Annotated in this window: 14 protein-coding genes and 1 pseudogene; 3 read left to right on the forward strand and 12 right to left on the reverse strand. The window is 56.2% G+C overall.

Annotated features, from left to right (window positions below):
* Nucleotides 1-10: 10 nt before the first annotated feature.
* Nucleotides 11-100, forward strand: a pseudogene (locus Poly41_RS35595) (hypothetical protein); the annotation flags it as partial.
* Here Poly41_RS35595 and Poly41_RS02350 read toward each other — a convergent pair.
* From Poly41_RS02350 to serC, 4 genes are all read right to left on the reverse strand, one after another.
* Nucleotides 97-3,171 carry a CRTAC1 family protein gene (locus tag Poly41_RS02350; RefSeq protein ID WP_146524295.1) on the reverse strand — a complete coding sequence of 1,025 codons (3,075 nt, stop codon included), beginning with the start codon at nt 3,169-3,171 and terminating at the stop codon, nt 97-99. The pseudogene Poly41_RS35595 and the gene Poly41_RS02350 overlap by 4 nt on opposite strands.
* The gene (locus Poly41_RS02355; RefSeq protein WP_146524296.1) at nt 3,155-5,245 is read right to left on the reverse strand and encodes a DUF7133 domain-containing protein; all 2,091 of its coding nucleotides are present in this window, start codon (nt 5,243-5,245) and stop codon (nt 3,155-3,157) included. The genes Poly41_RS02350 and Poly41_RS02355 overlap by 17 nt, the downstream gene beginning before the upstream one ends.
* An 83-nt stretch (nt 5,246-5,328) precedes the next feature.
* Nucleotides 5,329-6,951, reverse strand: coding sequence for a phosphoglycerate dehydrogenase (gene serA / locus Poly41_RS02360; protein WP_146524297.1), 1,623 nt, complete (start codon nt 6,949-6,951; stop codon nt 5,329-5,331).
* 104 nt (nt 6,952-7,055) lie between these two features.
* Nucleotides 7,056-8,183, reverse strand: a complete 1,128-nt coding sequence (gene serC / locus Poly41_RS02365; RefSeq protein WP_146524298.1) for a 3-phosphoserine/phosphohydroxythreonine transaminase — start codon at nt 8,181-8,183, stop codon at nt 7,056-7,058.
* Nucleotides 8,184-8,312: 129 nt separating this feature from the next.
* Here serC and Poly41_RS02370 point away from each other — a divergent pair, with 129 nt between their 5' ends.
* Nucleotides 8,313-11,888 (forward strand): bifunctional proline dehydrogenase/L-glutamate gamma-semialdehyde dehydrogenase, encoded by a 3,576-nt coding sequence (locus Poly41_RS02370; protein WP_146524299.1) that lies wholly within the window; start codon nt 8,313-8,315, stop codon nt 11,886-11,888.
* 103 nt (nt 11,889-11,991) lie between these two features.
* Here Poly41_RS02370 and Poly41_RS02375 read toward each other — a convergent pair whose 3' ends face one another.
* From Poly41_RS02375 to Poly41_RS02405, 7 genes are all read right to left on the reverse strand, one after another.
* Complete coding sequence (locus Poly41_RS02375; protein WP_146524300.1) at nt 11,992-12,525, reverse strand: NYN domain-containing protein; 534 nt, start codon at nt 12,523-12,525, stop codon at nt 11,992-11,994.
* 95 nt (nt 12,526-12,620) lie between these two features.
* Nucleotides 12,621-13,418 carry an FHA domain-containing protein gene (locus Poly41_RS02380; protein WP_146524301.1) on the reverse strand — a complete coding sequence of 266 codons (798 nt, stop codon included), beginning with the start codon at nt 13,416-13,418 and terminating at the stop codon, nt 12,621-12,623.
* A gap of 37 nt (nt 13,419-13,455) precedes the next feature.
* Nucleotides 13,456-14,943: a serine/threonine protein kinase gene (locus Poly41_RS02385; RefSeq protein ID WP_231615345.1), complete on the reverse strand. Its 1,488-nt coding sequence runs from the start codon at nt 14,941-14,943 to the stop codon at nt 13,456-13,458.
* Nucleotides 14,944-15,292: 349 nt separating this feature from the next.
* On the reverse strand, nt 15,293-16,060 hold the full coding sequence (gene truA / locus Poly41_RS02390) for a tRNA pseudouridine(38-40) synthase TruA (RefSeq protein ID WP_231615346.1): 768 nt from the start codon (nt 16,058-16,060) through the stop codon (nt 15,293-15,295).
* A 76-nt stretch (nt 16,061-16,136) separates the two neighbouring features.
* Nucleotides 16,137-17,141 carry an aspartate-semialdehyde dehydrogenase gene (locus Poly41_RS02395; protein WP_146524302.1) on the reverse strand — a complete coding sequence of 335 codons (1,005 nt, stop codon included), beginning with the start codon at nt 17,139-17,141 and terminating at the stop codon, nt 16,137-16,139.
* Nucleotides 17,142-17,207: 66 nt separating this feature from the next.
* Nucleotides 17,208-18,416: a formylglycine-generating enzyme family protein gene (locus tag Poly41_RS02400; RefSeq protein ID WP_146524303.1), complete on the reverse strand. Its 1,209-nt coding sequence runs from the start codon at nt 18,414-18,416 to the stop codon at nt 17,208-17,210.
* Nucleotides 18,417-18,612: 196 nt separating this feature from the next.
* Nucleotides 18,613-19,938 carry a S1C family serine protease gene (locus Poly41_RS02405; protein WP_390621403.1) on the reverse strand — a complete coding sequence of 442 codons (1,326 nt, stop codon included), beginning with the start codon at nt 19,936-19,938 and terminating at the stop codon, nt 18,613-18,615.
* 401 nt (nt 19,939-20,339) lie between these two features.
* Between Poly41_RS02405 and Poly41_RS02410 the strand changes: the two genes are divergently transcribed.
* Entirely contained in the window at nt 20,340-21,998 is a 1,659-nt protein-coding gene (locus Poly41_RS02410; protein ID WP_146524305.1) for a glucuronate isomerase, read from the forward strand.
* Nucleotides 21,999-22,236: 238 nt separating this feature from the next.
* Here Poly41_RS02410 and Poly41_RS02415 read toward each other — a convergent pair whose 3' ends face one another.
* Nucleotides 22,237-23,811, reverse strand: coding sequence for a 2-isopropylmalate synthase (locus tag Poly41_RS02415; RefSeq protein ID WP_146524306.1), 1,575 nt, complete (start codon nt 23,809-23,811; stop codon nt 22,237-22,239).
* Nucleotides 23,812-23,936 lie beyond the last annotated feature (125 nt).

Raw genomic sequence — 23,936 nt, forward strand, 5'->3', positions numbered from 1 at the left:
GTGCACTTTAAAGGTCCTTTGGCCCAGCGGTCAAACACAAGTGCTCGAAGAAGTCGAATTGAACCAGATGCTCGTGATCGAAGAACCAAGTGGGCGCTAAGGTCGTCCAAGCGAAAAGGCTTCGGCGCTACCTTCGACGATCAGGTAGTCATCGCCACCGAAGAGATTCCCAAAGAGTTCGCGTTTCCCCGAGGGCCACTGAACCACCACGTCTTTGGCTTCGTTTGAAGGCCCGAGTCCGAAGCGAAGACACCGCTCGTTGGAACCGTGGTAGCCGTTGCCGCCAAGAAGTTGTGCAACCAGCGGTTTTCCCGCAACCTCGATCGTAACCGTTGCACCAATCGCATCGGGTTGCCCGGACGTACTCTTCAGGAACAGCGTGATCGATGAGTTGTCGGTTTCGGACTCATTGATCAATAGCGACACCGGATCGAAAAGATGAGTGACCGAAGCGTCCACGAGCCCATCTCGATTGATATCAACGTTGATCAGGCTTCGCCCGAGCCGCTCCGTCGAAAAATACTCACCCAAGGAGGAGGCATCCAGTCGATTCCAACGACCGCTCGTCGATCGATGAAAGAGATGCATCGGCATGCGATAGGCATCGCCATTTTTGCGATAGTCATCGATGTGGCCATTGGCAAGCATCAATTCCAGCGTCCCATCGTTATCGGCGTCGAACCACTGTGTCCCAAACGCCAACATGTCCATCGAAGGATCCGCCAACCCGACTCGCGACGAAAGATCCACCCACATCCCGGGACTGACCTGTTCATAGTACGTGTTGTATTCGCCGAGAAAATGGGTCAGAAACAAGTCGAAATCTCCGTCCGCATCGGGGTCACCGACAGCAATTCCCATCGAGGCCTGTGACAACGATTGACGGTTCACCGCCAGCCCTCGAATCACCGCCTGCTCTCGCAATCGAAACTCGGAATCGGCCGACTTGGTTGACGACCAGAAATGATTGGCGGTCATGTCGTTGCCGACATAGACATCGATTCCCGGGATCTCGTCGAGTTGCCCGACGACAAGTCCAAGACCGTGGCCATATTCATGCTTGCCAAGCCAATCGCTGGTGACCTCGGTAAAATGCCCTTCGGAATCGCCTCGCCAAACGCGATCCGCCTGAGCGGGGAACGACGTTGGCATGCACGAGTAGGGCAAGTGGTCGTCCTTATCAAGACAAGGAACCGTGATGGCATCGTTCCCGCTGCAATAGCCAACTTCGAACAGGTCGACAAAACCATCTTGGTCAATATCTGCAAATGCTACCGACGTGGTCCACGTGCTGCCACGCAGTCCCACTTCCTCTGTCACGTCGGTGAAGGTGCCGTCGCCATTGTTTTGGAACAAACGGTTTCTTCCAATGCTTGCGGCTAGCAAATCTGGAAAGCCATCGCTATTGACGTCTGCAACCGCCACCCCCTGAGAGTACCCGGTGTCGCCGACGCCAGCCCAGGGCGTCACCTCCTGGAAACGTCCTGCTCGATTGCGAAACAACCGGTTCGGCAGCGAGTCGTTTTGCATCGGCGTGCCGTCTTGGTTGGTGTAGTAAAGGTCGGACCATCCATCCAAATCAAAATCGATCGCAGCCGAAGCGCCTCCGCCACTTTGGTAGATCCAAAGCCCCGATTCTCCACGGTCCGCTTTGCCGATCTCACAGGTGTGATTCAATCCACGATCCGTTGCCTGATCCGAAAACCGGATCATGGAATGGAACTGCTTCCCTTTGGATTGCGAGGCAAGACTTCGCTGCGCGTTCCAATCGAGTTTCGGCAAGCTACCAAGATCCATTTTTCTCGCGATCAGAGAATCGGGATCTTGCCAAGGGGTTTTCGCCGACATTCCGCCTCGAATCTCGGCATAGACCTCTGCAAGGGTGGGATCCCGCTCGGCCGTCATACGCGACGCCGCGCGCAACCAAGCTGCCGCTTCCCAGCTGCGACCGAGTCCGTGCAATTGCTTTGCCACTTGAACCGTAATCTTCTGCGAGTTGTACTGCTTGGGGTTCAACAAATCGACCGTATCCCGCATCGAGGTGATCTGGCCGGCTCGCTCCGCCACGACGCGTGAAGGTTTCTGCATGCCCAACTCGGCCAATCCCGCCGCTAACCGATTCAACGCTTCGCCGTTGTTCTCGTCCAGCAGCGCCGCTTGCCAATACGCACGGGTCGCCTGCTCAATGTTGCCATGGTTTTCCGACCAGATCCCAGCGGCGATCCAGTACTGGGGTTGTTGTTCCATCTGTTCCGGCAGCGACGCCATCCACTCGGCCATCGCCGCCTCGTCGCCGAGTTCCGCGAGCGCACGACCATAGTGCGCATAAGCCGCCTGAAACTCCGGATACTTCTCGACGACCGGCTCAAGCAACTCAGCGACGGTCTTCCAATTCGCTTGATAGGCTTCGCCTCGAGCGGTTGCGAACTGAGGGCGTAGGTCGTCGGGATAGTGCTGTTGCGCGTATTCAATGATCGCCTTGTCATTTTGCGGCCGAGTCATATCCGACAGCATGACCAATTCATTGACGCCCCCATGGGATCGCATGACCAGCCACTGCAAATGGGGTCCCGCCTCGCGTTGCAGGCCTAGCGAGGCATACAACCCAGCGAGGTTGGTCCGGATCGCCGGATCCTTTGGATGGAACTTAACCGCCGACTCGAGTACCTTTAGCGCATCATAAGGTCGCCCTAGCGTCATCCACGTGTGACCCAATTTATCCAATCGTGTGTTGGACGGAATCGAGGAAAAATCGATCGCCTCTTGGTAGAAACTGACGGCGGCATCCAGGTCCCGCGTGGCAACGGCGTGATCACCCGCCAATTCCAAAAGACTGGCGTCCTCGGGCTCGATCATCAAGGCCTTTCGAATCCACTGTTCCGCCGAAGCGACGTCGCCACGGCGCAGCGCCTCGCTTGCCGATCGCTTCATCGCATCACTGCTGAGGATCACTTTGTGCGGCTTGGTGACCGGAGCCGATGCCACCGAAGGCGGCTCCTCCTCGGCACCGTCCCGCTGACAACCCACGATGCACACCACCGCCACGACGTAGCCCAGCAGCAGAAATCGTGTCAGTGCAGCAAACCCAAATCGTGAATTGACCAGGGCGATTTGGGCGCAGCGAGAACAACGCGGGTGTCCGTCCAGCGATTGATCACGCATAAATCCCATGGACCTTCCGCGAATGGAGTCTCGACGTCTTACTCACTTGCTTCTCGATCTTCACTTGACGCGGCCCGGCTGTGGATCGATTTGCGTGGCACTTTCCGGCATCGGCTTTCTCCTGGTTCGAAAACAGGCTATAGCGATCGACAAGGGTTTCCGCGATCACAAGTTCACTCCCCCCGGCAAGCCCTCGGACTGCCTTTTGACGAAACTCTGGGACATCAAGCAGTTGCAACAAGAGCGAAAAAACCAAGGGATCCTTCCCGCTGATCAGTGCATCGATTGCGCTACGTCGCACCGCGAGCTCCACCTCCGCATTGGTTGCAATTTCACGCAGTTTTGGAAAGAGGGATGCGTCGCCAAACTTGACGGTGAGGAATTGTGCTTGGCTGCGCACCGCGGCATCCGTGCTGGCCGCCAACGATTCATAGACCGCCGGCCACTGCGGAGGCATCTTCAAACGGCCTTGTGTTTTGATCGCGGTTGTGATTTCTACGAGCATCCCTTTCTGGGCGTCGAGGTTGTCCACCTCACCCAGCGCAATCAAAAGGGTGTTGATCGCCGTCGGATCGGCAGCGGCGCGTCGATAAATGTACTGACGCACGATCGGAATCTCGGATTGCATGGCCAAAGCCAACGAGCGGGTCGTGTCATCCCGCACCAAAGGTTCCGTCGCGTACCAAAGCATCAGCGGCAGATTGTGGTCCGCCACGTCGACGGCATGACTCAGCAGGTGTTCCAGAATTGTCCAGCGGTCATCGAGCGGTAGACGCTGCAGCAAACTGGCGAGTGCCAAGCGAACGACGGGCGACGGATCGGAAGCAGCCAAGTCGGCAAGCGCATCGAGATCGTCCGCTTTCCCATCGGGTGCATCGAGCTGAACCGCCCATGCCCGCAAGTATTCCGATTCATCCCCTTGTTCTTGGCGAAGACGATCACGATGGACGGGCGATAAAAGACCGCATGCCTGCAAGGTCCAAATCGCTCTCAAACGAAGCGGCACCGCAGCATCGCTAAAGGCGATTTGCTCCAGCGATGCGGTCAACGACGAGCGGTCCTGCAACTTGCTTGATCGCTGTTGCAGAATCTTCCGAGCCATCCGCGCGAACCACTCATGCTTATGCAAATGAAGTGCGACAAGTGAATCGTTCGATTCCTTCGATAGATCGACTGGGCGGGTCTTCGCTTCGCCATAGCTGATCCGATAAACACGACCATTGGTCCGATCCCAACTCTCTTGATCGGCACGGTGACATGCGTTCTTGTCGTACCAATCGATCAGGTAGACCGTGCCGTCCAGAGCGTATTTTAGATTGATGCCACGGAACCATTGGTCATTGGCAAACAGAAAATCGTGGCCGTGCGAAGCGAGATAGCCACTGCCTCTGCGATGAAGGATGTCGTTATTGATCCGATTGCCATGAATATTGTCCATCAAAATGGAACCTCGATACGAATCGGGCCAATTGTCGCCCAAGTAAATCATGGCTCCACAATGAGCATGCCCTCCACCAGCGGCTGCGGTATCGTCATGCCGCGCCGCGTCATTGCGTCCGCCCCACCATGCATGATCGCTAATCTTGCCAACGTAGTGAGCGCTATCCGGCCGATCATCGCCATCTCGATCGGGAAGGAACATCAAGTAAGGAGCGGCACCCACCCAGACGCCACCGAACCCAAGCTCCATGCCGCTGACCAAATTCAATCCTTCGACGAATACCTTGCGAGCATCGAACAAGCCGTCTTGGTCGGTGTCTTCGAGGATTACGATTCGATCTTCGCCCTGGCCTTGGGGAGCCCGAACCGGATACGTGTGGGCCTCGGCAATCCGAAGCCGCCCGCGAGCATCAAAGGCCATTGCGATCGGCTGGTGCACCATCGGTTCCCCAGCAGCCAGTTGTACCTGAAAGCCGTCCGGAACCGTCATCGCTGCCGCGGCGGCTTGGGGCAACAGGCCTGCATTTTCGGGGAGCCCCGCTGACGTTGGCTTGGCAACCGCGTCGGGCTCGATTGCAACGGCCGACAAAAGGGAAAATGCGCCCCAAAAAACGCTGAGAAGAAGCAATCTGACAAGCTGCATGAGTGAGCCTATTCGAAGAAGCGATGAGTCAACCAGCGGGTGCTGGTTGATTATAACTCAACGCATCGCAATCGGCACATTGGCTAGGACAACCAGCTGGGCATCTCACCGACCGCAGGCAAGTCGATCGTTTTGACTCGCGTGACCGCGTCGATGCTCTCGATTTCCGCCAACGCTTCGGCGGGTACCTCACCATCGAGACTCAACACGCCAATCGAAGGCCCACCGGGCGCGTTGCCTTCGCGACCGACAGCCATTTGAGCGATGTTGACCCCATGGCTGCCGAAGATCGTTCCGACGCGGCCGATGATGCCCGGGACGTCGTTGTGGGCGAAAACCAACAGTTTGCCATCCAGAAACGACTCCAGCCGGTATCCATCAAGCATGATCAATCGTGGCATGTTCTGGCCCAACACCGCACCGCCTGCGGTTACCGTTCGACCACCACCGGATACCTTGACCGTGATGCTCGAAGAAAACGCGCCTTTTTCGTGGCGTTTTTCTTCGCTCAACTCGATTCCTCTCTCGCGAACGAGCATTTCCGAATTCACGATGTTCGCATCGTCGACAATTCGCTCAAGCAGACCGGCACAGAGTGCATTGTTCACAACGCGAGTGTCCTTCGACGCGATCTCACCACGATACGTGATCGACACCTGATCGATTCCGCCACCGTGCCATTGGGCCGCCAGCAATCCAATTCGATGAGCCACATTCAAGTAGCCGCGAAGCTCTTCGAGGGTTTTGGGGTCGAGCGAGGCGACATTGACGCTATGGCGAATCTCACCGGTCTTCAAGTACTTGATCAACAAGTGGATGCCTTCGACCGCAACCTGAGTTTGCGCTTCCTCGGTACTCGCACCGAGGTGCGGGGTGCAGACGACATTGGGCATGCCGAAGAGTGGATTGTCGGTGCAGGGTTCCTTCTCGTAGACATCCAGCGCCACGCCTCCAAGTTTTCCACTGTTCAGTCCTTCGACGAGAGCATTGATGTCGTAGATGCCACCGCGAGCGGCGTTGACCACGCGAAGTCCTGGTTTGACCTTTTCGAGTTGGGCGTGACCGATCAACCCTTTGGTTTCAGGCGTCAGCGGTGTGTGAACGGTCAGGTAGTCGATTTGTGGCAACATCTCATCGACCGTCGCGACTCGATTGACCCCAATCGCAGCTGCCTGTTCATCGGTCAAGAACGGGTCGAACGCGATGACATTCATCTCGAACGCGATCGCCCGCGATGCGATTTCGCGGCCGATTCGTCCCATACCGACGATGCCCAGCGTCTTGCCGGCGACTTGTTTGCCCATGAACTTTTTGCGGTCCCAACGTCCTTCGACCAGACTCTGGCTTGCTGCGGGGATGTTACGGCTGAGCGCTAACATCAAAGCAAAGGCATGTTCGGCCGTGCTGACCGTGTTTCCAGCCGGCGTGTTCATCACGACGATGCCACGACGAGTCGAAGCGGCTTTGTCAATGTTGTCCGTTCCCACTCCGGCGCGAACCAGCGCACGCATGCGGGTGTTACCTTCAAGAGATTCGGCGGTGATCTTTACGCCGCTACGTAAAATGGCGCCATCGAATTCGTTCAACGCCGAACGAAGGGCTTCGCCCGACAATCCGGTACGAACTTCGTATTCGATGTTCGCTTCCGCTTCGAGGATGTCGATGCCTTCTTGGGCGATGTCGTCAAGAACAAGGATACGGTGCATGGTTTCGGTTTGGATAGAAATGACGGTGGATGTTGAAAGGCCTGCCCCTCGGGGCAATGCGAAAAAAATCATTGCTGCAAATGTTCGTCGTCAGCAATCAAGAACTAACCGTTCTTGCTGGCAAAATCGGTCATAAAACTCGCCAAGGCTTCGACCCCCTCACGAGGCATTGCGTTATAGATGCTGGCACGAATACCACCGATGCTGCGGTGGCCTTTTAGCGAAGCCAACTCGTTCGCCGCGGCTTCCTTCACGAATTTGCCAAGCAACTCATCGCTCGGCAAATTAAACGTCACATTCATCTTCGACCGATACTCCGCTTTGGCGTGGCCTAAGTAGAACTCGCGATGGGAATCGATCACATCGTACAACCTTTTGGCTTTCTGCTCGTTGATCTTCTGCATCGCTTCGAGCCCACCGATGTCATCGGCCAACCAACGGGCAACTTTGCCGAGTGCCCACACGGCGAAGGTCGGTGGCGTGTTCCACATCGAATCGTTGTCGGCATGGTTCTTATAGGTCATGTAGCCCGCCAAATCGGCCGGCGCATGATCCAACAGGTCGCGGCGAATGATCACCACCGTCACTCCCGCAGGTCCAGCGTTCTTTTGAGCACAAGCGTACAAGATGCCGTACTTGTTGATTTCAAGCGGCCGCGACAGCAGATCGCTGGATGCGTCACAGACCAAGGGTACGCCTGCCGGACAGGCGGGTTCTTCACCGAACTGGACCCCTTGGATCGTTTCGTTGCTGCAGTGATAGAGATACGCCGCATCCTCGCGAACCTTGTAATCACTTGGACTTGGTACGTGATCGTAATTCGAATCCTTCGCATCGTAGATCACTTCAACGTTGCCTTCTTTCTTGGCTTCGCCAAGCGCCTTCTTGGCCCATGATCCGGTAACGAGGTATTGAGCGGTCTTGCCATTGCCGCGGATCAGGTTGGCCGGAATCATCGAGAACTGCAAAGCGGCGCCGCCTTGCAGAAAAAGCACCGCATAATCGTCACTGATGCCATACAGAGCTCGAATCGTGCCTTCCGCATCGTGTAAAATATCGGTGAACACTTGACCGCGGTGACTCAGTTCCATTAGCGAGGCACCGGCACCGGGCAAGCAGAGCAATTCTTCCTGCAACTGTTTCAGTACCGGAGCGGGCATCGCAGCTGGGCCAGCCGAGAAATTAAAGACGCGGCCGGTGATTGCATTGGAATCGGTCGCTGTAGCATTCATCGTTTGCGTGCTTTCCTTCGTAAGTTTTCGCCCAGCCAAACGGGAAAACGATCGGCGGAGCGCTGGAATGTGAGAGATGGATGAAGAGGATTCTATGCTTCGGGGATTAAGTACGAAAGGTTGCCTGAAATGAATCGTTCTTGGCAAAACGGATCACTTGCAGACCGAACCATTGCAATGGCCGCCAAACTGCTGGAAAAAGCGATTCAGCTCCAGACCCCCCAAGAGCGGAGGCAACAGTCGGAATTCGACCGGATGGTCAGTAATCCGGAAGATAAGGCGACGCTCGTCGAAATGACCGACCAGGCCTTCCGCACCCACTCGCCCGCCCGCGTCGCCGACCAATTGACCCACTTATTGGACGTCCAAGGCATCCCCCGATTTTTTAGTCCCATCGAACAAGCGATGTTGCGCGGATTCCAATCGTTCGGCGAATACTTGCCGGGCGTGGCGGTACCAATGGTCAAAGAGAAGATGCGGCGAGAAACGGCGAACGTCATCCTGCCGGCCGAACCCGACCTGCTCGCCGAACACCTGCAAGCCCGTCAAAGCCACGGTGTTCAAATGAACGTCAACCTGCTCGGTGAAGCCATCTTGGGCGAAGCCGAAGCGAGGCGACGGATCGAGCAGTGCTACAAAGCACTGCGGATGCCCGAGTTGGAGTGCTTGTCGATCAAGATTTCGACCCTCTACAGCCAAATCTCGCCGCTTGCCCGCGATCATTCGATCGCGAAGGTTTCCGATCGATTGGAATCACTTTACCGTATCGCGATGAGCGAAAGTGACCCCGAAGCCGGCATCGAGAAGTTCGTCTACCTTGACATGGAGGAATATCGCGACCTGTATCTGACGGCCGATATTTTGTGTGACACGCTCGACCGCGAAGGGATGGACTCTGTGCATGCCGGTATCGCGTTGCAGGCCTATATCCCCGATTCATTGGGGGTCTTGCAACGGCTGATCGCTTGGTCGAAAACTCGTGTGGCGTCCGGCAGTCAACCGATTACGATTCGCTTGGTTAAAGGCGCCAATTTGGAAATGGAGCGAGTCGATGCATCGATCCGAGGCATTCCAAGCGCGACCTACTGCGTCAAACACGAAACCGATGCGAACTTCAAACGAATGCTGCGTCTATTGATCGACGCGGCATCCGCCGGCAGCCTTCGTGTCGGAGTCGCGTCCCATAACCTGTTTGATGTCGCGCTCGCTCTGATTTGGGCTGACGAACAAAATGCGATGGCAAACGTGCAGTTTGAGATGCTCGAAGGAATGGCGAACCATCAGCGCCGCGCCATCTCTGCCGAGGACATCGACATGGTCCTCTACGCACCCGCCTGTTTTCGTGATGGGTTCCTCAACGCGATCGGCTACCTGATCCGACGACTTGATGAGAACACGGGGCCCGAGAATTTCTTACGACATACCTATCGGCTGACGCCCGATAGCGACGATTTCCGAATGCTGAGCGATGGCTTTCGCAAATCGCTCGAGGCGATGGAAACGGTCAGTGGTGAACCGAGGCGAGCCGGTTTGGTTCGAGGCGTGGGACAAGACGTTTCGTCGAAGAACTTGCTCGGAGGCAACCCAAAAGCCGAACTCGAACGGTTCGTGAATGAGCCGGATACGGATTGGTCGTTGCCTGGGAATGCAGAGTGGATCGAAGCGGTGATGAAGACCAAGAAGGGCCAGTGCGTCGATTTACCGCAGACGAACATTTCTAAGCAAGCGGACGTTGCGACTTGCTTTGACCCGTCTCAGCCCGACGTCCCCGTTTGCCGCTACGTTCCTGCAACGATTCCCGAGGTCCACGCAGCCGTGGACCGAGCCGTCAACGACGAATCAGACTGGGCCAACACGACGATCGAACATCGACACGCGTTGCTCCAGCAAACCGCCCAAAATCTGCGAGATCGGCGTGGCGAACTGATCGCGGTGATGGTCGCCGATGGTGGAAAAACCGTAAGCGAAGCCGATCCCGAAGTGAGCGAAGCGATTGATTTTTGCGAATTCTACCCGCTCTCGGTCAACATTTGGCGGAACCACCCCACCATTCGTTTGCGTCCTCGCGGTGTCGTAGCCGTTGTGTCGCCATGGAATTTCCCCTTGGCGATTCCGTGCGGGGGGATCGCCGCGTCGCTGGCTGCTGGGAATCGCGTGATCCTGAAGCCGGCCTCGCAAACCGTCTTGACCGCATGGGAATTGTGTCGAGCGTTTTGGGACGCCGGGGTTCCCGAATCCGTCCTGCAGTGCGTGCCGTGCAGCGGTCAGACGGCTGAGGCGGGATTGATCAAGAATCCAAGCATCGACACCGTCATTTTGACCGGCGGCACGACCACCGCCAAGCGGATGTTGACGGCTCGCCCCGACTTGCACTTGCTGGCCGAAACCGGCGGAAAAAACGCCACGATCGTGACCGCCATGGCGGATCGTGAGTTGGCCGTCAAACATGTCGTTCAATCGGCGTTTGGACACAGCGGACAAAAGTGTAGCGCCACCTCGCTGCTGCTGCTCGAGGACGAAGTGTTCCATGACAAACGTTTTCGCGACCTGTTGGCCGACGCCGTCGAGAGCATTCGCGTCGGTTCAAGTTGGGACTTGTCGACTCGGATGGGGCCGCTGATCACGAAGCCTCGAGCCGAGCTCAACCGTGGGCTGAAATCGCTGGAAGAGGACGAGTCCTGGCTCGTCGTTCCCGAGCACGTCGTCGCCAACCCGAACCTGTACCGGCCTGGCGTGAAATGGAACATTCGCCCCGGCAGCTTCACCCATTTGACAGAACTGTTCGGACCCGTCCTTGGCGTGATGCGGTTTTCGCGACTCGAGGAGGCGATCGCCATCATCCGTTCCACCGGCTATGGTCTGACAAGCGGCATCGAAAGTCTTGACGAGCGCGAAATCGAATTGTGGCGAGAAACGATCCACGCCGGCAATCTCTACATCAACCGACCAACGACCGGCGCCATCGTGCTGCGGCAACCGTTTGGCGGAGTCGGCCTGAGCGCTTATGGTCCCGGTGTCAAAGCGGGAGGCCCGCACTACGTGTTGGCTCTCATGAATGTCGAGAATCGCTCAGAGACTCATCCGTCCAACCTTCCCACGGCGTCGAATCCGTTTTGCCAATGGCTCGATCATTCGGAGGCGGTCGATTTGCTTGACGCCGAATCACTCGTCGCGATTCGTATGGCCTGCCAATCGCAGTTGCTTGCGAACGAGCAAGAGTTTGCGCAACAGCACGATACCTTCAAACTTGTCGGTCAGGACAACCTACGACGATACCGTAGCACCGACGCGATGAACCTTCGTTTTGATGCAAACGACTCACTGCGAGATGCCCTCATCAGCGTGTCCGCCGCGATCGCCGTGAACACGCAACTCACCTTGTCACTCGATCCGACTGTCGCAGCGGAAGTGACGTCGACCTTCAACTCGGTTGCCGACGTCTTTCCAGGACTGATTCATCCCGTCGAGGAAACGCAAACGGAATTGGCCCTTCGCATGGCGGACGGAAACGTCGGCCGCTTGAGACGGTTAGGCTCGTCGACGTCGCCGGAGATCGACAAAGCGAGTGCCGAAGACTTCGTGACCGTCGTACGTGAACCGGTTGTCATCGACGGGCGCATTGAATGCTTACGTTACTTGGACGAACAATCCATTTCGCATGACTACCACCGCTACGGCAACCTCGGCCGACGCAGCATCGATTGAGTCAAAAACAGACTGTGCACGTTGGAGTCTTAGGCTTTAGCCGATTCAGCAAGGATCCAGCACGCAATCGGCGAAAGCCTACCACTCCAACGAATCATCCGGGTTAGGGCTCGAACCCAAATTCTCGCAGCCAGCGTTCCACTTCCTCCTGCGGCATCCCCCCACTGGGCTTGCCACTGCCCTGCCCTGCCCTCTCTTCGCTAGCCGATTCAACGACGATCGCGAGCTGCGGCTTTCCCTCGAGCAACGCGTCGAGCCACGGCTGCGAATCGAAAGCAATCGCGCCGCGCCGTTTGGCAGCATTCTGAATTCGATGATCCGCCGACACAATCGCCAATTGTTTCGGCGCCGTATGCTGCGTGATCAACTCCTCAATCAGATCGTCCGCTTCCACTTGCTCCACGGCGAATCGAACCTCCATGCCGCCGACCGTGTATTGGTGGGCTCGGTTTCGCGGTGGACAGCGAGCATCGAAGACAACACAAGTCCGTTGCCGAACGGATTCTGGCAAATGTTCGCACAGTCGTCGGATCAACCGCTTTCGTTCAACCTGCAACCAATCGGCATCAGGCGAGCGCCCTGGTCCGGCAACGGGCGCAATGACATTGTATCCGTCGACGATCAGCAACAGGGACATCTTGAATTCGGTGGAGCAGAAGGCGAAAACAGGTAAAAACGCATTCTCGCATCTTTCTGCTGCGGTGCATCCCCCTTGCCGACCCGCGGCCAAAGTCAGTCAATTTCGCTGAGGATTCGCGTCGGCGGTCCCGCATTAAAACGATAAACCGAGTAGCCCAAGAATCCGAGCACGCACAGCGTCAACAAGACCGCACCCATCCACTTTAACGATCCATCGTTTCGAAATCGAGCGAGTGATGGCAGCGATCGGCTGCTGGCGGACTTGCTGCTTCGGCGCGGTTCGGCCCGCCTCTGCTTCATTGCAGCCGACCTTTGATCCCTTTGCTTGGCTGCGGGTCTCTCCTTCGCGATCGGCTCATCGGGTTCGACGAGCGTATCAACCAACTGCGCATCTTCGGCAAGTTCGGCCGCTGCCGCCCGCATCGCTTGACTGCGAATGCGTGAATAACGTTCGTCACGCGCGGCCGCATCTGCGGACTCCAATAGCCCTGCTACGTCTAACTCCTGCCAGGCGTCGCCTTGAAGCATCGAAGTGGACGGTGTTTTTTCATGCCCCCGGTCGTCTTCGTCCGTCGCCGCAGCAACGGACCTGCGCTGGAGCGACACCTCAAAAGCAACCTTGCCGCAGCGAAGCGAGTCGGCGTCGGTCAACTCGATCCACTGCCCTGGTGCGATTCGTTGGCCATTGATTCGGGTGCCGCTCGCGCTATTCAGATCGAGCACTCGCAGTTCGGTCTCGGTATGATGCAGCAAGCAGTGCCGGCGACTGACGGATCGGCTTTTCGGCCGAATCTGACATTCCGCGTGACGCCCAATCATGTAGTAACCGAGTTGCATCGACGCGGTGACACCGGCTTGGCTGCCGGCTGCAAGGACCAGCTGAACGATCATGGTGTCGACAACCCGGTCTTCATTCGAGGTTGCTGATTTAGTTGGTAACAATGATAAACTGCCCACCTTGACTGTCCTCCATTTTCTTTATTTTCTGAGGTACGATGTCTTTCGGGGAACTCGCAAGCGTAAAAATCGACATCCCGACGACGACCAACAAAGCGGTCACGGCGACAGCGAGTCCGACGCCTAGCAAAAGCATCTGTTTGGAATCCGAAGAGGCCCCCGCCTTCGCCTTCAAAGAACCACCACTGCGGTCCGACAAACGATTGGGCGTTGGTTGATACGCCATCACCACCTTGCTGATGTCGATTGGCGGTAAGCTGCCAAAGTCGAGCTCCTCCACTTCGGCTGCCACCGTTACCTGACCATCGGACGAAAGAGAGGTATCGTCAATGGTGGCTTGATACAACGACTCGTCGACGACCCGCTCCCCTGCCGGTGCGATTCGTTCAAACTGCTGCCGCGAAGGTGTCCCCATTCCCAACCGACTCGACAAGCGATCAAGTTGAGCTTGCAAATCGACCGCTGATTTGGGTCGATCTTCAGGACGTTTTGCCAACATACGGCTGACCAACTCGGCAATCGCTGCCGGACAATCCTGTCGCAAAGAGCGGACATCGGGTGGAGTCGCTGTTTGGTGCTTGGCCAATCGTTGAGCCACACTTTCACCGGTGAAGGGAGGTCGCCCCGTCAGCAAATAGAACCACGTGCAGCCCAGCGAGTAGATGTCGGCTCTTGCATCGACGTTCTTGCTATTGACCGCTTGTTCCGGGGCGACGAAATCTGCGGTTCCTATCAATCGACCGCTGCCGAGTTCGTCGTCGACTCCCATCCATCCGATCCGGGCCAAGCCCATGTCGCTGATCTTCACGACACCGTCGCTACGCAACAGCAAATTCGAGGGTTTGATATCACGATGAATGATCCCACGGTCATGAGCGTGAGCAAGTCCGCCGGTGGCTTGCCGAATCACGTCGAGCGCCAACGGAATGCTCATCACTCCGTCTCGAGTGACGGCATGTTGCAAGTCCACACCATCAATGTACTCCATGACGATAAAAACCTTGCCACCTGCTTGAGAGAAGTCATAGGCGCGAACGATGTTCAAATGATCAAGCTGGGCGGAGGCTCGCGCTTCCTCTTTAAATCGTTCAATACGTCGTTTGTCTCGGAGCGATTCGGGAGGCAAGATTTTCAGAGCCATCAATCGCTTCATCACATGATGTTCGCCCAGATAAACAACCCCCATGCCTCCTTTGCCCAGAGGTCGCAGCAACCGGTAGCTACCGAGATAGAAGCCACGGCACTTGCCAGCAAGAAGCTTATTCGCTTGCCAACGCGTTAGCAGTTCGGCACCCACCAACCCATCGGCCAATCGCTCCGCTGTGAAGGTCGCATTCTCGGCCATCATCGAAGCAACCACCTTCTTGATGTCCTCGATCTGAACCAAGCTTGCAGAAAGACAACGACGCACGAGCGACCGCGTCGGTTCATCGAGCGTGGGTTGAGCGGCAGTGATCACGTTTCCATTCATGATTGAGGGATCGGGCAAACGAGTGAACAAGGGACTCGAAGCAGACGGCTGAATACTCCATGTTTTAACGACCCGACAAGCCAAGCCGATGAAGAAACGGTGAAGACGGCGCGCAGTTGTTGTTTGTCCGAAAGCGAAAACGATGCAAGGGGCGTTTCACCACCCAACGGTGAGAGTGCTCATGAATGCTTCTTGAAATCTTCACAAGGACCGCGTCGTTCGGCAGCAGCCTGCAGGTGCACTACGAACGTCCGGGTGGGCGATTTACCGAAATTTGCCCAGTTAATCTTGGACTGAGCGGCAAGGCGCTAGCCGCTCATGAAGTGGCGCGGTCCAGCTAAGCAAACGGCCGATAATCGACTCGCTGCAGAAACAATCCTTGCGGCGGCGCGGTAGGGCCGGCCGCGTCACGATCTCGTGCGGCCAGCACGTCGGCAATCCATGAAGGATCGTGCTTACCTTTGCCGACCTCGATCAGGGTCCCAACAATGTTGCGAACCATGTTGTAGAGAAAACCATCGGCTTCGATTTCGATCACAATCCGCTCTCCGTGGTGAAGGGAAGTGGACTCACGCAGCAGATCACACGCACGAACCGTCCGGACCGTCGTCTTACGAGGACTTCGTGAGCCTTGAAAACTGCTGAAGTCGTGTTGACCGACAAAGGATTCGCAGGCAGCCGCAATCGCATCGAGATGGATGTCGCCATGAATCTGCCAGCAGTAGCGATAATCGAAAACACTTCGCGTACCACCGATCTGTAACTGATAGCGATAGCGTTTACCAACAGCATCCGCGATCGCATGAAAATCATCGGGAGCATCGACACACTCGAGCACGACGATGGTCGGTGGCAAATGGACATTCATCGCATTCGCCAGGTCCGCCGCGGTCGCTCGCCAATTGGGTGTACGGAAGCTGGCGACCTGAGCGAGCGCATGAACTCCTGAATCGGTCCGACCGCTGCCCGTTACCGCCACGCGCTGACCCGTCAACTTCACCAATGCCCGTTCGAGCATGCCTTGGATGGTCGTTCGCCGTGGCTGAATTTGCCAACCGGCGAAATCAACTCCGTCATAGGCGACAGTGATCTTGAACGTGCGCACGATCGTTGGGGTTCAATGTTGCGGTGTTTTCAAAAAAATTGCCAAGGGAGCTCGCTTCGCCTGCGGCCGTGCCGCACTACGATCGTTTCATTAAGAGCTCTGCGATTTGAACCGCGTTCGTCGCAGCACCTTTACGCAGATTATCGCTAACACACCAAAAAGCGATCCCGCTCGAGCTGCTGATGTCTTTGCGAATCCGACCCACAAACACATCGTCCTTGCCGTCGCAATCGCGTGGCATCGGGTACCGTTTGTTCGACAAATCGTCGACGACCGTGATGCCGTCAAATGCTTGAAACAAATTTGTTGCCTCTTCAACGGACAACGGTTTTTCCGTTTCCACTAAAATCGACTCACTATGTCCCGTGGCAACCGGCACTCGCACACAGGTCGGGCAAACCTGGATCTGATTGTCACCAAAGATTTTCTGAGTTTCGTACACCATCTTCATTTCTTCGCTGGTGTAGCCTTCGTACTTCTCCGATCCGATCTGAGGAATCAGGTTAAAACCAATCGGGTGCTGGAACGTTTTTGGCGGATGTGTCTTCCCGACAAGCGCACTGCGGACACTGTCGTTCAATTCCTCGCTTCCTGGCAAACCCGCACCGCTGGTTGCTTGGTACGTACTGACGACCACGCGTTTCACTCTCGCAGCACGATGCAGGGGAGCGAGTGCGACGACCATTTGCGTCGTGCTACAGTTGGGACTTGCCAAAATGCCTTCGTGCTTTTCAGCCGCTTCGGGATTCACTTCGGGGATGATCAAGGGAACCTTAGGATCCATCCGCCAATACCCACTTTCGTCCACGACGATCGCACCTTCTTGGACCGCATAGGGCACAAATTCGGCTGCAATTTCATCGGGCGTGCTGCCGATGACCAAATCGACATTCTTGAACGCCCCCGGGGCAAGCAACTCGACTTGGATCACCTCGCCGTTGTAGCGGACCTCCTTGCCCACCGAACGCTCCGAGGCGAGGAGTTTGAGCTTTTTGAACGGCAGATTGCGTTTCTGCAATTGCTCGAGAACGATTCGTCCAACGGCACCGGTAGCACCAACGACTGCGAGAGTCTCGTACACAGAAGTTATTCCGAAAGAATGTGTTGAAATGAAAAGTGAAGCATGGAGTTCAGGAGAACACCCGAACTACTTCTTCAATTCTTTGATCGCTGCGGGGAGCTCTGGATCCACCAGCCCCCAGCCGCCACGACCGCCCATGATGCGGGATTCTACATCGTCAACCACTTCTTCGGCATTGGGTTCCCAAAACTTTTTGATCAGCTCCGTGTCGAGCGGTTGATAAGAGCGGACGATGCGGAAGCCCACACCACGACCGTCCTCACTGGTGAACCACCACGGACTGCGCGGGAAGTTGGGGTCGTCTTCCTTCCAAGGAGCATCATCGGAGGCCATTCGCGCCGCACTTCGCAATTGCTCAGCATCCATCAAGAAGCTGCCGCCACGCACCACACACTCGGACGACGTGCTCGGCCAATTGACGACGTCAATCGCACGAAGCGGCGCTTTATCGGCAAAGGCTTGATACCCATCTGGGGTGTGCTGGTTGATCGTCCACTCCGCAGCGTTCCCATGCATGTCGTACAGCCCAAACGGGTTTGGCTCCTTACTTGCCACCGCACCAAGGCCGTCGTCGGCGTTGTCAAAAAACCACGCGTAGTCGTCAATCTCGTCGACCGAGTCGCCCCAACTGTAGGCCGTTGTGGTTCCACCGCGTGCCGCGTATTCCCACTCGGCTTCTGTCGGCAATCGCAACTGTTGGCCGCTGACACGGCTGAGCCATTTGCTGAACTGCTGGGCAGAGTACTGTGTGATCGTCACCGCTGGTTGATCGTCGTCCTCGCCATATTCGTAGGTGAAGCTCGGGTCGTACAATTCGGTCGGCGCCGTGATTGCATCGACTTTGTTGGAATCATCCACCGGCCGAACTCCACTGGCTTCGAACTCCTTGAAGATCGAATAAAGCTTCATGTACTCGCGATACTGCCCCCAAGTGGTTTCGGTTTTGGCCACCCACATCGGATCCACGTTGACCTCGATCTGCGGGCCTTCATCGTCATTTCGATCCGCTTCGTCTTCGGGGCTACCCAGCTTGAACGTCCCAGCGGGGACCGGCACCATGTCGATCGTGACGTCGGTACCGGGAATGACCAAGCTGTAAGGGACCATGAACCCGCCTTCGACTTCGACAGCGGCGCCTTCGGCGGGCTTTTCCTTGGCGATTCCGATCGAAGCCGCATCGGGGGCGTCCGCCCAAACGGTCGACGCGGTCCAGGAAACACAGAGAGCAAAACCAAGACTGAAGGAAACAGCCGGTCGGTTGTGGAGGTACATCATGCGAAATGCTTGGGGTGGGGAGTTCTGAATCAGGTTGGGGTTTCTGCGATTGCGTTGGAACCAACACGCAACGACGTGAACTCCAACAAGGATTGTCAGCCCCTATGGTAGCCAGAGATGCTTTTCATGCAATTGGCGAAAAACACCCTCCCGTAGCGGCATTTGGAAGCAGCGGGCTGCAAATTGCGGCGAGCGTTCAGAATCCGGGGCGAGTTCCGAGGCGAACGGGCAACGTCATCTTCTGGTCATCACGGTAAATCTCGAGTTCGACGACCGTGTTGGCCACCGAATCGCCGATCATCCGCATCAAATGGCCGACATCCGCGACCGCTTGACGGTTCACGCGGAGAATCAAATCGCCTGCTTTCAACCCCGCCACCGATGCCGGTGACTCCCCGTCGGTCACCGTGCTGATCACCGCTCCCCGCACCCGCGCGTCGTCCCCGATCAATTGGTTGTCGGCAACATCGGTCAATCCAACGCCCAACCATCCGCGTTCGACCTTTCCCGTTGCCTTTAAACGCTCGTAAACTTGATGCACCACGTTGCTGGGGATCGAAAAGCTGACCCCCTGGTACGTTTCGCCGACGATCGCAGTATTGATTCCCACCAAACGGCCACGGGCATCGACCAACGGACCACCACTATTGCCTGGATTCACCGCCACATCACTCTGCATGAAATCTTGGTACTGGGTACTGGCACGGACCATGCGATGCTTGCCGCTCAAAATCCCAAACGTCACGGTACGGTCAAGCCCAAAGGGGCTGCCGACCGCCCAAACCGGCGAACCGACGCGACATCGATCGCTGTCGCCCCAAGCAATGGGCATCAACCGATCCGCTTGAATCTTCAATACCGCAACATCGGTCAAAGCATCGGTTCCGACAACCGTCGCAGGGGTCCGACGACCATCACTCAGCGTCACGGTGATCCCTTCGCCATCCGCAATGACATGTCGATTGGTCACCAAGTAACCCGCCTCGTCAATAATCACACCACTGCCTTGGTCCGCAACCATCGATGCGTCCGAACGCGTGAATCTTGCGACCGCTGAATGATGCGTGTCAAGCTTTCGAGCCACTTCAATGTGAACCACACTGGGGCCGACTGCTGCCGTGACCATCTGATAGGCTTGGCTCAAACTATCGAGCGATACGTTTTTCAGCCCTTCGTTCCCCGTATCGTATTCGGCACGAAGCTCGCCACGATGCCATGCATAGCGAATCTCTTCGACAATCTGAGGCACCGCAAAACGAGCAGCGGCCAACATCACCGCCATCGTCGCTAACAACATCAAACTTTGAACAATGGGATCAGGCTGACGCGTTCTTTGGGGCGGTTCCGCAGGCCCGTCGCTCTCCTCGCTCGAAACCTCCGCCTCGATCGCCCTGTTCGCGTCTGCGGATCGCGTGTCTTCTTGACCCACGAACGATTCCACGACGGGTGGAGCCACGATCGCGTGGACCAATCGTTGCTCACTCTCGCCGTGCTCATCAGCATCGGCCGAGTCAAAACGCAGTTCTCGAAACTCGTTGACGTAGTTGCTGTCGTCCAGCGGATCATCAACCGAGTCCGGGCGATCATTTGAGAACTTCAAAACGCAAACTCCAAACGCATCGAAACGGGGTACCGTGGTGCGGTTCCATTGTAGAGCGTTGGCATCCCAAGGGTGAAATGTTTTTGCCCCCTATCGCCTCAGAAAAAGGGTGACCATTCGGCATAATCGCTTCCTTGAGACTGCCTTGCTTCGACTTTGACACTTTCTCATTCGTTCCAGGTTGCCAATTCTAAGGCAGAAAAGAACACCGCAATGTAAACACACGTATACACGTGGAGCAAAAAATGGAAATTCGTTGTATGCTGTGTTCGCCCATTTTCTGAACACCCTTTCCCAGACAAAGATCCCCATCAGCGCGAACCATGTCTCACCCCGCACACGAAACCATTTATCAGTCGCTTCAATCGATCGAATTGATCGATCCTCACACCCACATTAACCCGCACGCTCCTGCTTCTCGGACCTTGGCGGACCTGCTTGGCTATCACTATTACACAGAATTGTCCCATTCGGCGGGCATGCCCAAGGACCAGATTGAGGAAACGGGGATCGCCCCAAAGGAATTGGTTCGCCGGTTGGTTGAGAATCTGCAGCCCATTGAGAACACGTCTCAATACCGATGGCTGATCGCGATCTGCCAAAAGTTCTTTGATTTTCCGTTCGATCGCATCGACACGTCCAACTGGGAAGAACTCTACGACCGATCCGAACAAGTGATGTCAGCGGCCGATTGGTCGCAAACCGTGCTCAAACAAAGTAACGTTCGATCCGTCTTTTTGACGAACGACTTCGATGACGAATTGGCTGGCTTCGATACCGAAACCTACATCCCTTGCCTCCGAACGGACGATCTGGTTTTCAAATTCCATCAACGGGAAACCCGTGATCGACTGGAACGTTCAAGTGGCGTTTCGCTAACGGGATCGCTCAGCAGTTTACGCAAAGCACTTCGGCAACGGTTTGAACATTTCACCGCCAACGGCGCTCGCGCTTGTGCGATTTCGTTACCTCCAAGCTTTGAACCGATCATCGTGAATGAGGGCCGAGCGACGAACTCCCTTTCCGCCATGCTCCAGCAAAGCGAGTCAGCCGATGAGTCACAGAAGTCTGCGTTCTCGCGCACCGCATTTTGGATGATCGCCGAATTATGTGACGAGTTTCAGTTACCGTTCGATTTGATGATCGGCGTCAATCGAGGTGTCTATGCGGACGGTGTCTACCAGGGCCAAGACCTTTATGACAGTCGCGTTTCGCTGATCCAATATCGCCAATTGTTCAACACCTTTAAGGACGTCACGTTCCCCATCTCGGTGCTGGCAAGCGTGACGAACCAGGAATTGGTTAGTTATGCATGGATTTTCCCCAACGTGATCACGAACGGTCATTGGTGGTACAGCAACACACCTTCGTTCATCCAACGAGATGCCTTGGCGCGTTTGGAAGCGGTGCCGGCGACCAAACAGATCGGATACTACAGCGACGCCTATAAGTTGGAGTTCGTCTGGCCCAAGTTCGACATGTATCGACAAGTGTTGGCCGACGTTCTGGCAGAACATTTTGTCGGTCGCAACGGATGGAGCGAAGAACGCGCCATCGAGCTCGGCTACCGCATCCTGCGAGGCAACGTCGAAGAGATTTTTCTGAAACGTCCCATGACTCCAATGGCCATCGAAATCCACGATGCTGCCGAACTCGATCCGCTGCCCAGCGAAGACGAAATCCAAATCGTCGAAGTCGCCGATGTGGAACTCGTCGACGATTCACCAGAAAACACGCCTCCCGACGCGACGGCGATCGATGCACAAGCCGATGCAGAGCCGCTCGCGCTCGGAGAATCGCTTGGCGAGACGGGCGACGACGATGCTCGCATCACGCCGCTCCGCGATGAGGGGACCTTCGAACCCAGTGAGGAGACGCTGCAACTTCATCCCGATCCAATCACCGGCGAACTGCGTATGCAAACGTCCGACGAATCGGACGATGAGACGCGTCTCTTGGACGATTTCGGGAAAGAAAAGTAGCCGCGGTCGCACCGCACTACCTCCGTTATCGCTGAATTTGATGTTATTTGGTAACGATTCCAGCGACCAACGGGAGCGGGCTAACGGAATTCGAGCGGTAGCTCGCTTCGCTTGCGGTCGCACCGCCCTACCTCCGTTATCGCTGAATTTGATGTTATTTGGTAACGATTCCAGCGACCAACGGGAGCGGGCTAATGGAATTCGAGCGGTAGCTCGCTTCGCTCGCGGTCGCACCGCCCTACGTTTTTTCGCCGATGATTCGGTTGATTGCGTTTAACATCGCCAAAATCGTGCTTTCGACGCTGTCGGTACTGACACCCACACCGCGATAACTACGGCCTTTGTGTTCGACTTCTAAGTTGACTTCGCCAATCGCGTCGCGGCCGAGCGTGGCGCTGCGCACCGAGAAGTCTTTGCAGATCAGTTCGATTCCCGTGATTTTTTCGACCGCCCAAAAAGCGGCATCGATGGGCCCATCGCCCTGCTCCACTTTCTCGGTGTGCTCGGTGTCACCATGTCGAAGCGTGACCTGTACCGAAGGTGTGCGTCCCGTGCCGCTGGTGACTTGATACTCCTCCAATGCCCATTCCTGGTCCATTGCACCACTGATTTGATTCTGAACTAAGGCGATGATGTCGCCGTCGTAGATTTCTTTCTTCTTATCAGCAAGATGTTTGAATTGCTCAAAAACCGACTGCAACTGCTCGCTCGTCAAGGTGAACCCGAGCGTCCTCGCTCGGTCGGCCAATGCAGCGCGGCCACTATGTTTCCCCAACACCAAATCCGTTTTTGCAAAACCGACTTCCTCCGGCAACATAATCTCGTAGGTGCTGCGCTCTTTCAGCATGCCATCTTGGTGAATCCCCGATTCATGCGCGAAGGCATTGCGTCCCACAATCGCCTTGTTGCGTTGAACCTGCAAACCGGTCGTCTTGCTCACCAAACGGCTGGTCGGAACCAACCGCTTGGTCACAATTCGGGTTTCACAATGGTAATAATCACGCCGTGTCTGTAAGGCCATCACCACTTCTTCGAGTCCCGCGTTGCCGGCACGTTCGCCAATTCCATTGATCGTGCATTCGATCTGGCCCGCACCTGCCGCCACAGCCGACAAACTGTTGGCGACCGCCATACCAAGATCGTTGTGACAATGCGTGCTTAAGATCGCCTTGTCCATGTTCGGAACGCGCTGCCGCAGCATGGTGAAGCGTTCAAAAATTTCATTCGGAGTCGTGTAGCCAACGGTGTCGGGCACATTGATGGTTGTCGCCCCCGCTTCGATTGCGGCCTCGACAACTCGGCACAGAAAATCATGCTCGGTTCGACAACCGTCTTCGGGGGAAAACTCAACGTCATCGCAGTACTTTGCCGCTCGGCGAACCCCCGCCACCGCTCGTTCGACAATCTCATCCGGTGTCATCCGAAGTTTGAACTCACGATGAATCGCACTGGTCGCCAAGAAGACATGGATCCGAGCCTGGGGCGCATGCTTGACCGCTTCCCAGGCCGCGTCGATGTCTTTGTCACTGCAACGAGCCAAGCCACAAATCGTCGAGCCGCGGACCGTCATCGCGATTTGCTTCACCGATTCAAAATCACCGGGCGACGCGATCGGGAATCCGGCTTCAATGACGTCCACCCCCAGCTCGGTCAGGGCCTGAGCGACCTCCAACTTTTCGGCCAAGTTCATGCTCGCACCCGGCGATTGCTCGCCGTCGCGCAAGGTCGTATCGAAGATACGGATCCTCCGTGACTCGGGTACGGTGGTCGCCGGTTCCTTGGCGTTTTCGTTCTCTTGGCTGGACTGTGGCATCGCTTGATACCCCTTTCGAAAAATAAGTTGGTGAACACAAACCATAAAAAAACCCGAGTCGCTTGGCGACTCGGGTTGCATGTCTTTTTCGTAATTGACCGCTTTTTGCGGACCAAACAGACCCT

Origin of the sequence: Novipirellula artificiosorum, from assembly GCF_007860135.1 — a bacterium.
In the GTDB taxonomy this organism is placed as follows: domain Bacteria; phylum Planctomycetota; class Planctomycetia; order Pirellulales; family Pirellulaceae; genus Novipirellula_A; species Novipirellula_A artificiosorum.

Coding starts and splice junctions, on each gene's coding strand:
- Poly41_RS02355 (WP_146524296.1), bottom strand. CDS start 5,245: ATGCAGCTTGTCAGATTGCTTCTTCTCAGCGTTTTTTGGGGCGCATTT.
- serA (WP_146524297.1), bottom strand. CDS start 6,951: ATGCACCGTATCCTTGTTCTTGACGACATCGCCCAAGAAGGCATCGAC.
- Poly41_RS02350 (WP_146524295.1), bottom strand. CDS start 3,171: ATGGGATTTATGCGTGATCAATCGCTGGACGGACACCCGCGTTGTTCT.
- Poly41_RS02415 (WP_146524306.1), bottom strand. CDS start 23,811: ATGCCACAGTCCAGCCAAGAGAACGAAAACGCCAAGGAACCGGCGACC.
- Poly41_RS02410 (WP_146524305.1), top strand. CDS start 20,340: ATGTCTCACCCCGCACACGAAACCATTTATCAGTCGCTTCAATCGATC.
- Poly41_RS02375 (WP_146524300.1), bottom strand. CDS start 12,525: ATGTCCCTGTTGCTGATCGTCGACGGATACAATGTCATTGCGCCCGTT.
- serC (WP_146524298.1), bottom strand. CDS start 8,183: ATGAATGCTACAGCGACCGATTCCAATGCAATCACCGGCCGCGTCTTT.
- Poly41_RS02380 (WP_146524301.1), bottom strand. CDS start 13,418: ATGATCGTTCAGCTGGTCCTTGCAGCCGGCAGCCAAGCCGGTGTCACC.
- Poly41_RS02370 (WP_146524299.1), top strand. CDS start 8,313: ATGAATCGTTCTTGGCAAAACGGATCACTTGCAGACCGAACCATTGCA.
- Poly41_RS02400 (WP_146524303.1), bottom strand. CDS start 18,416: ATGATGTACCTCCACAACCGACCGGCTGTTTCCTTCAGTCTTGGTTTT.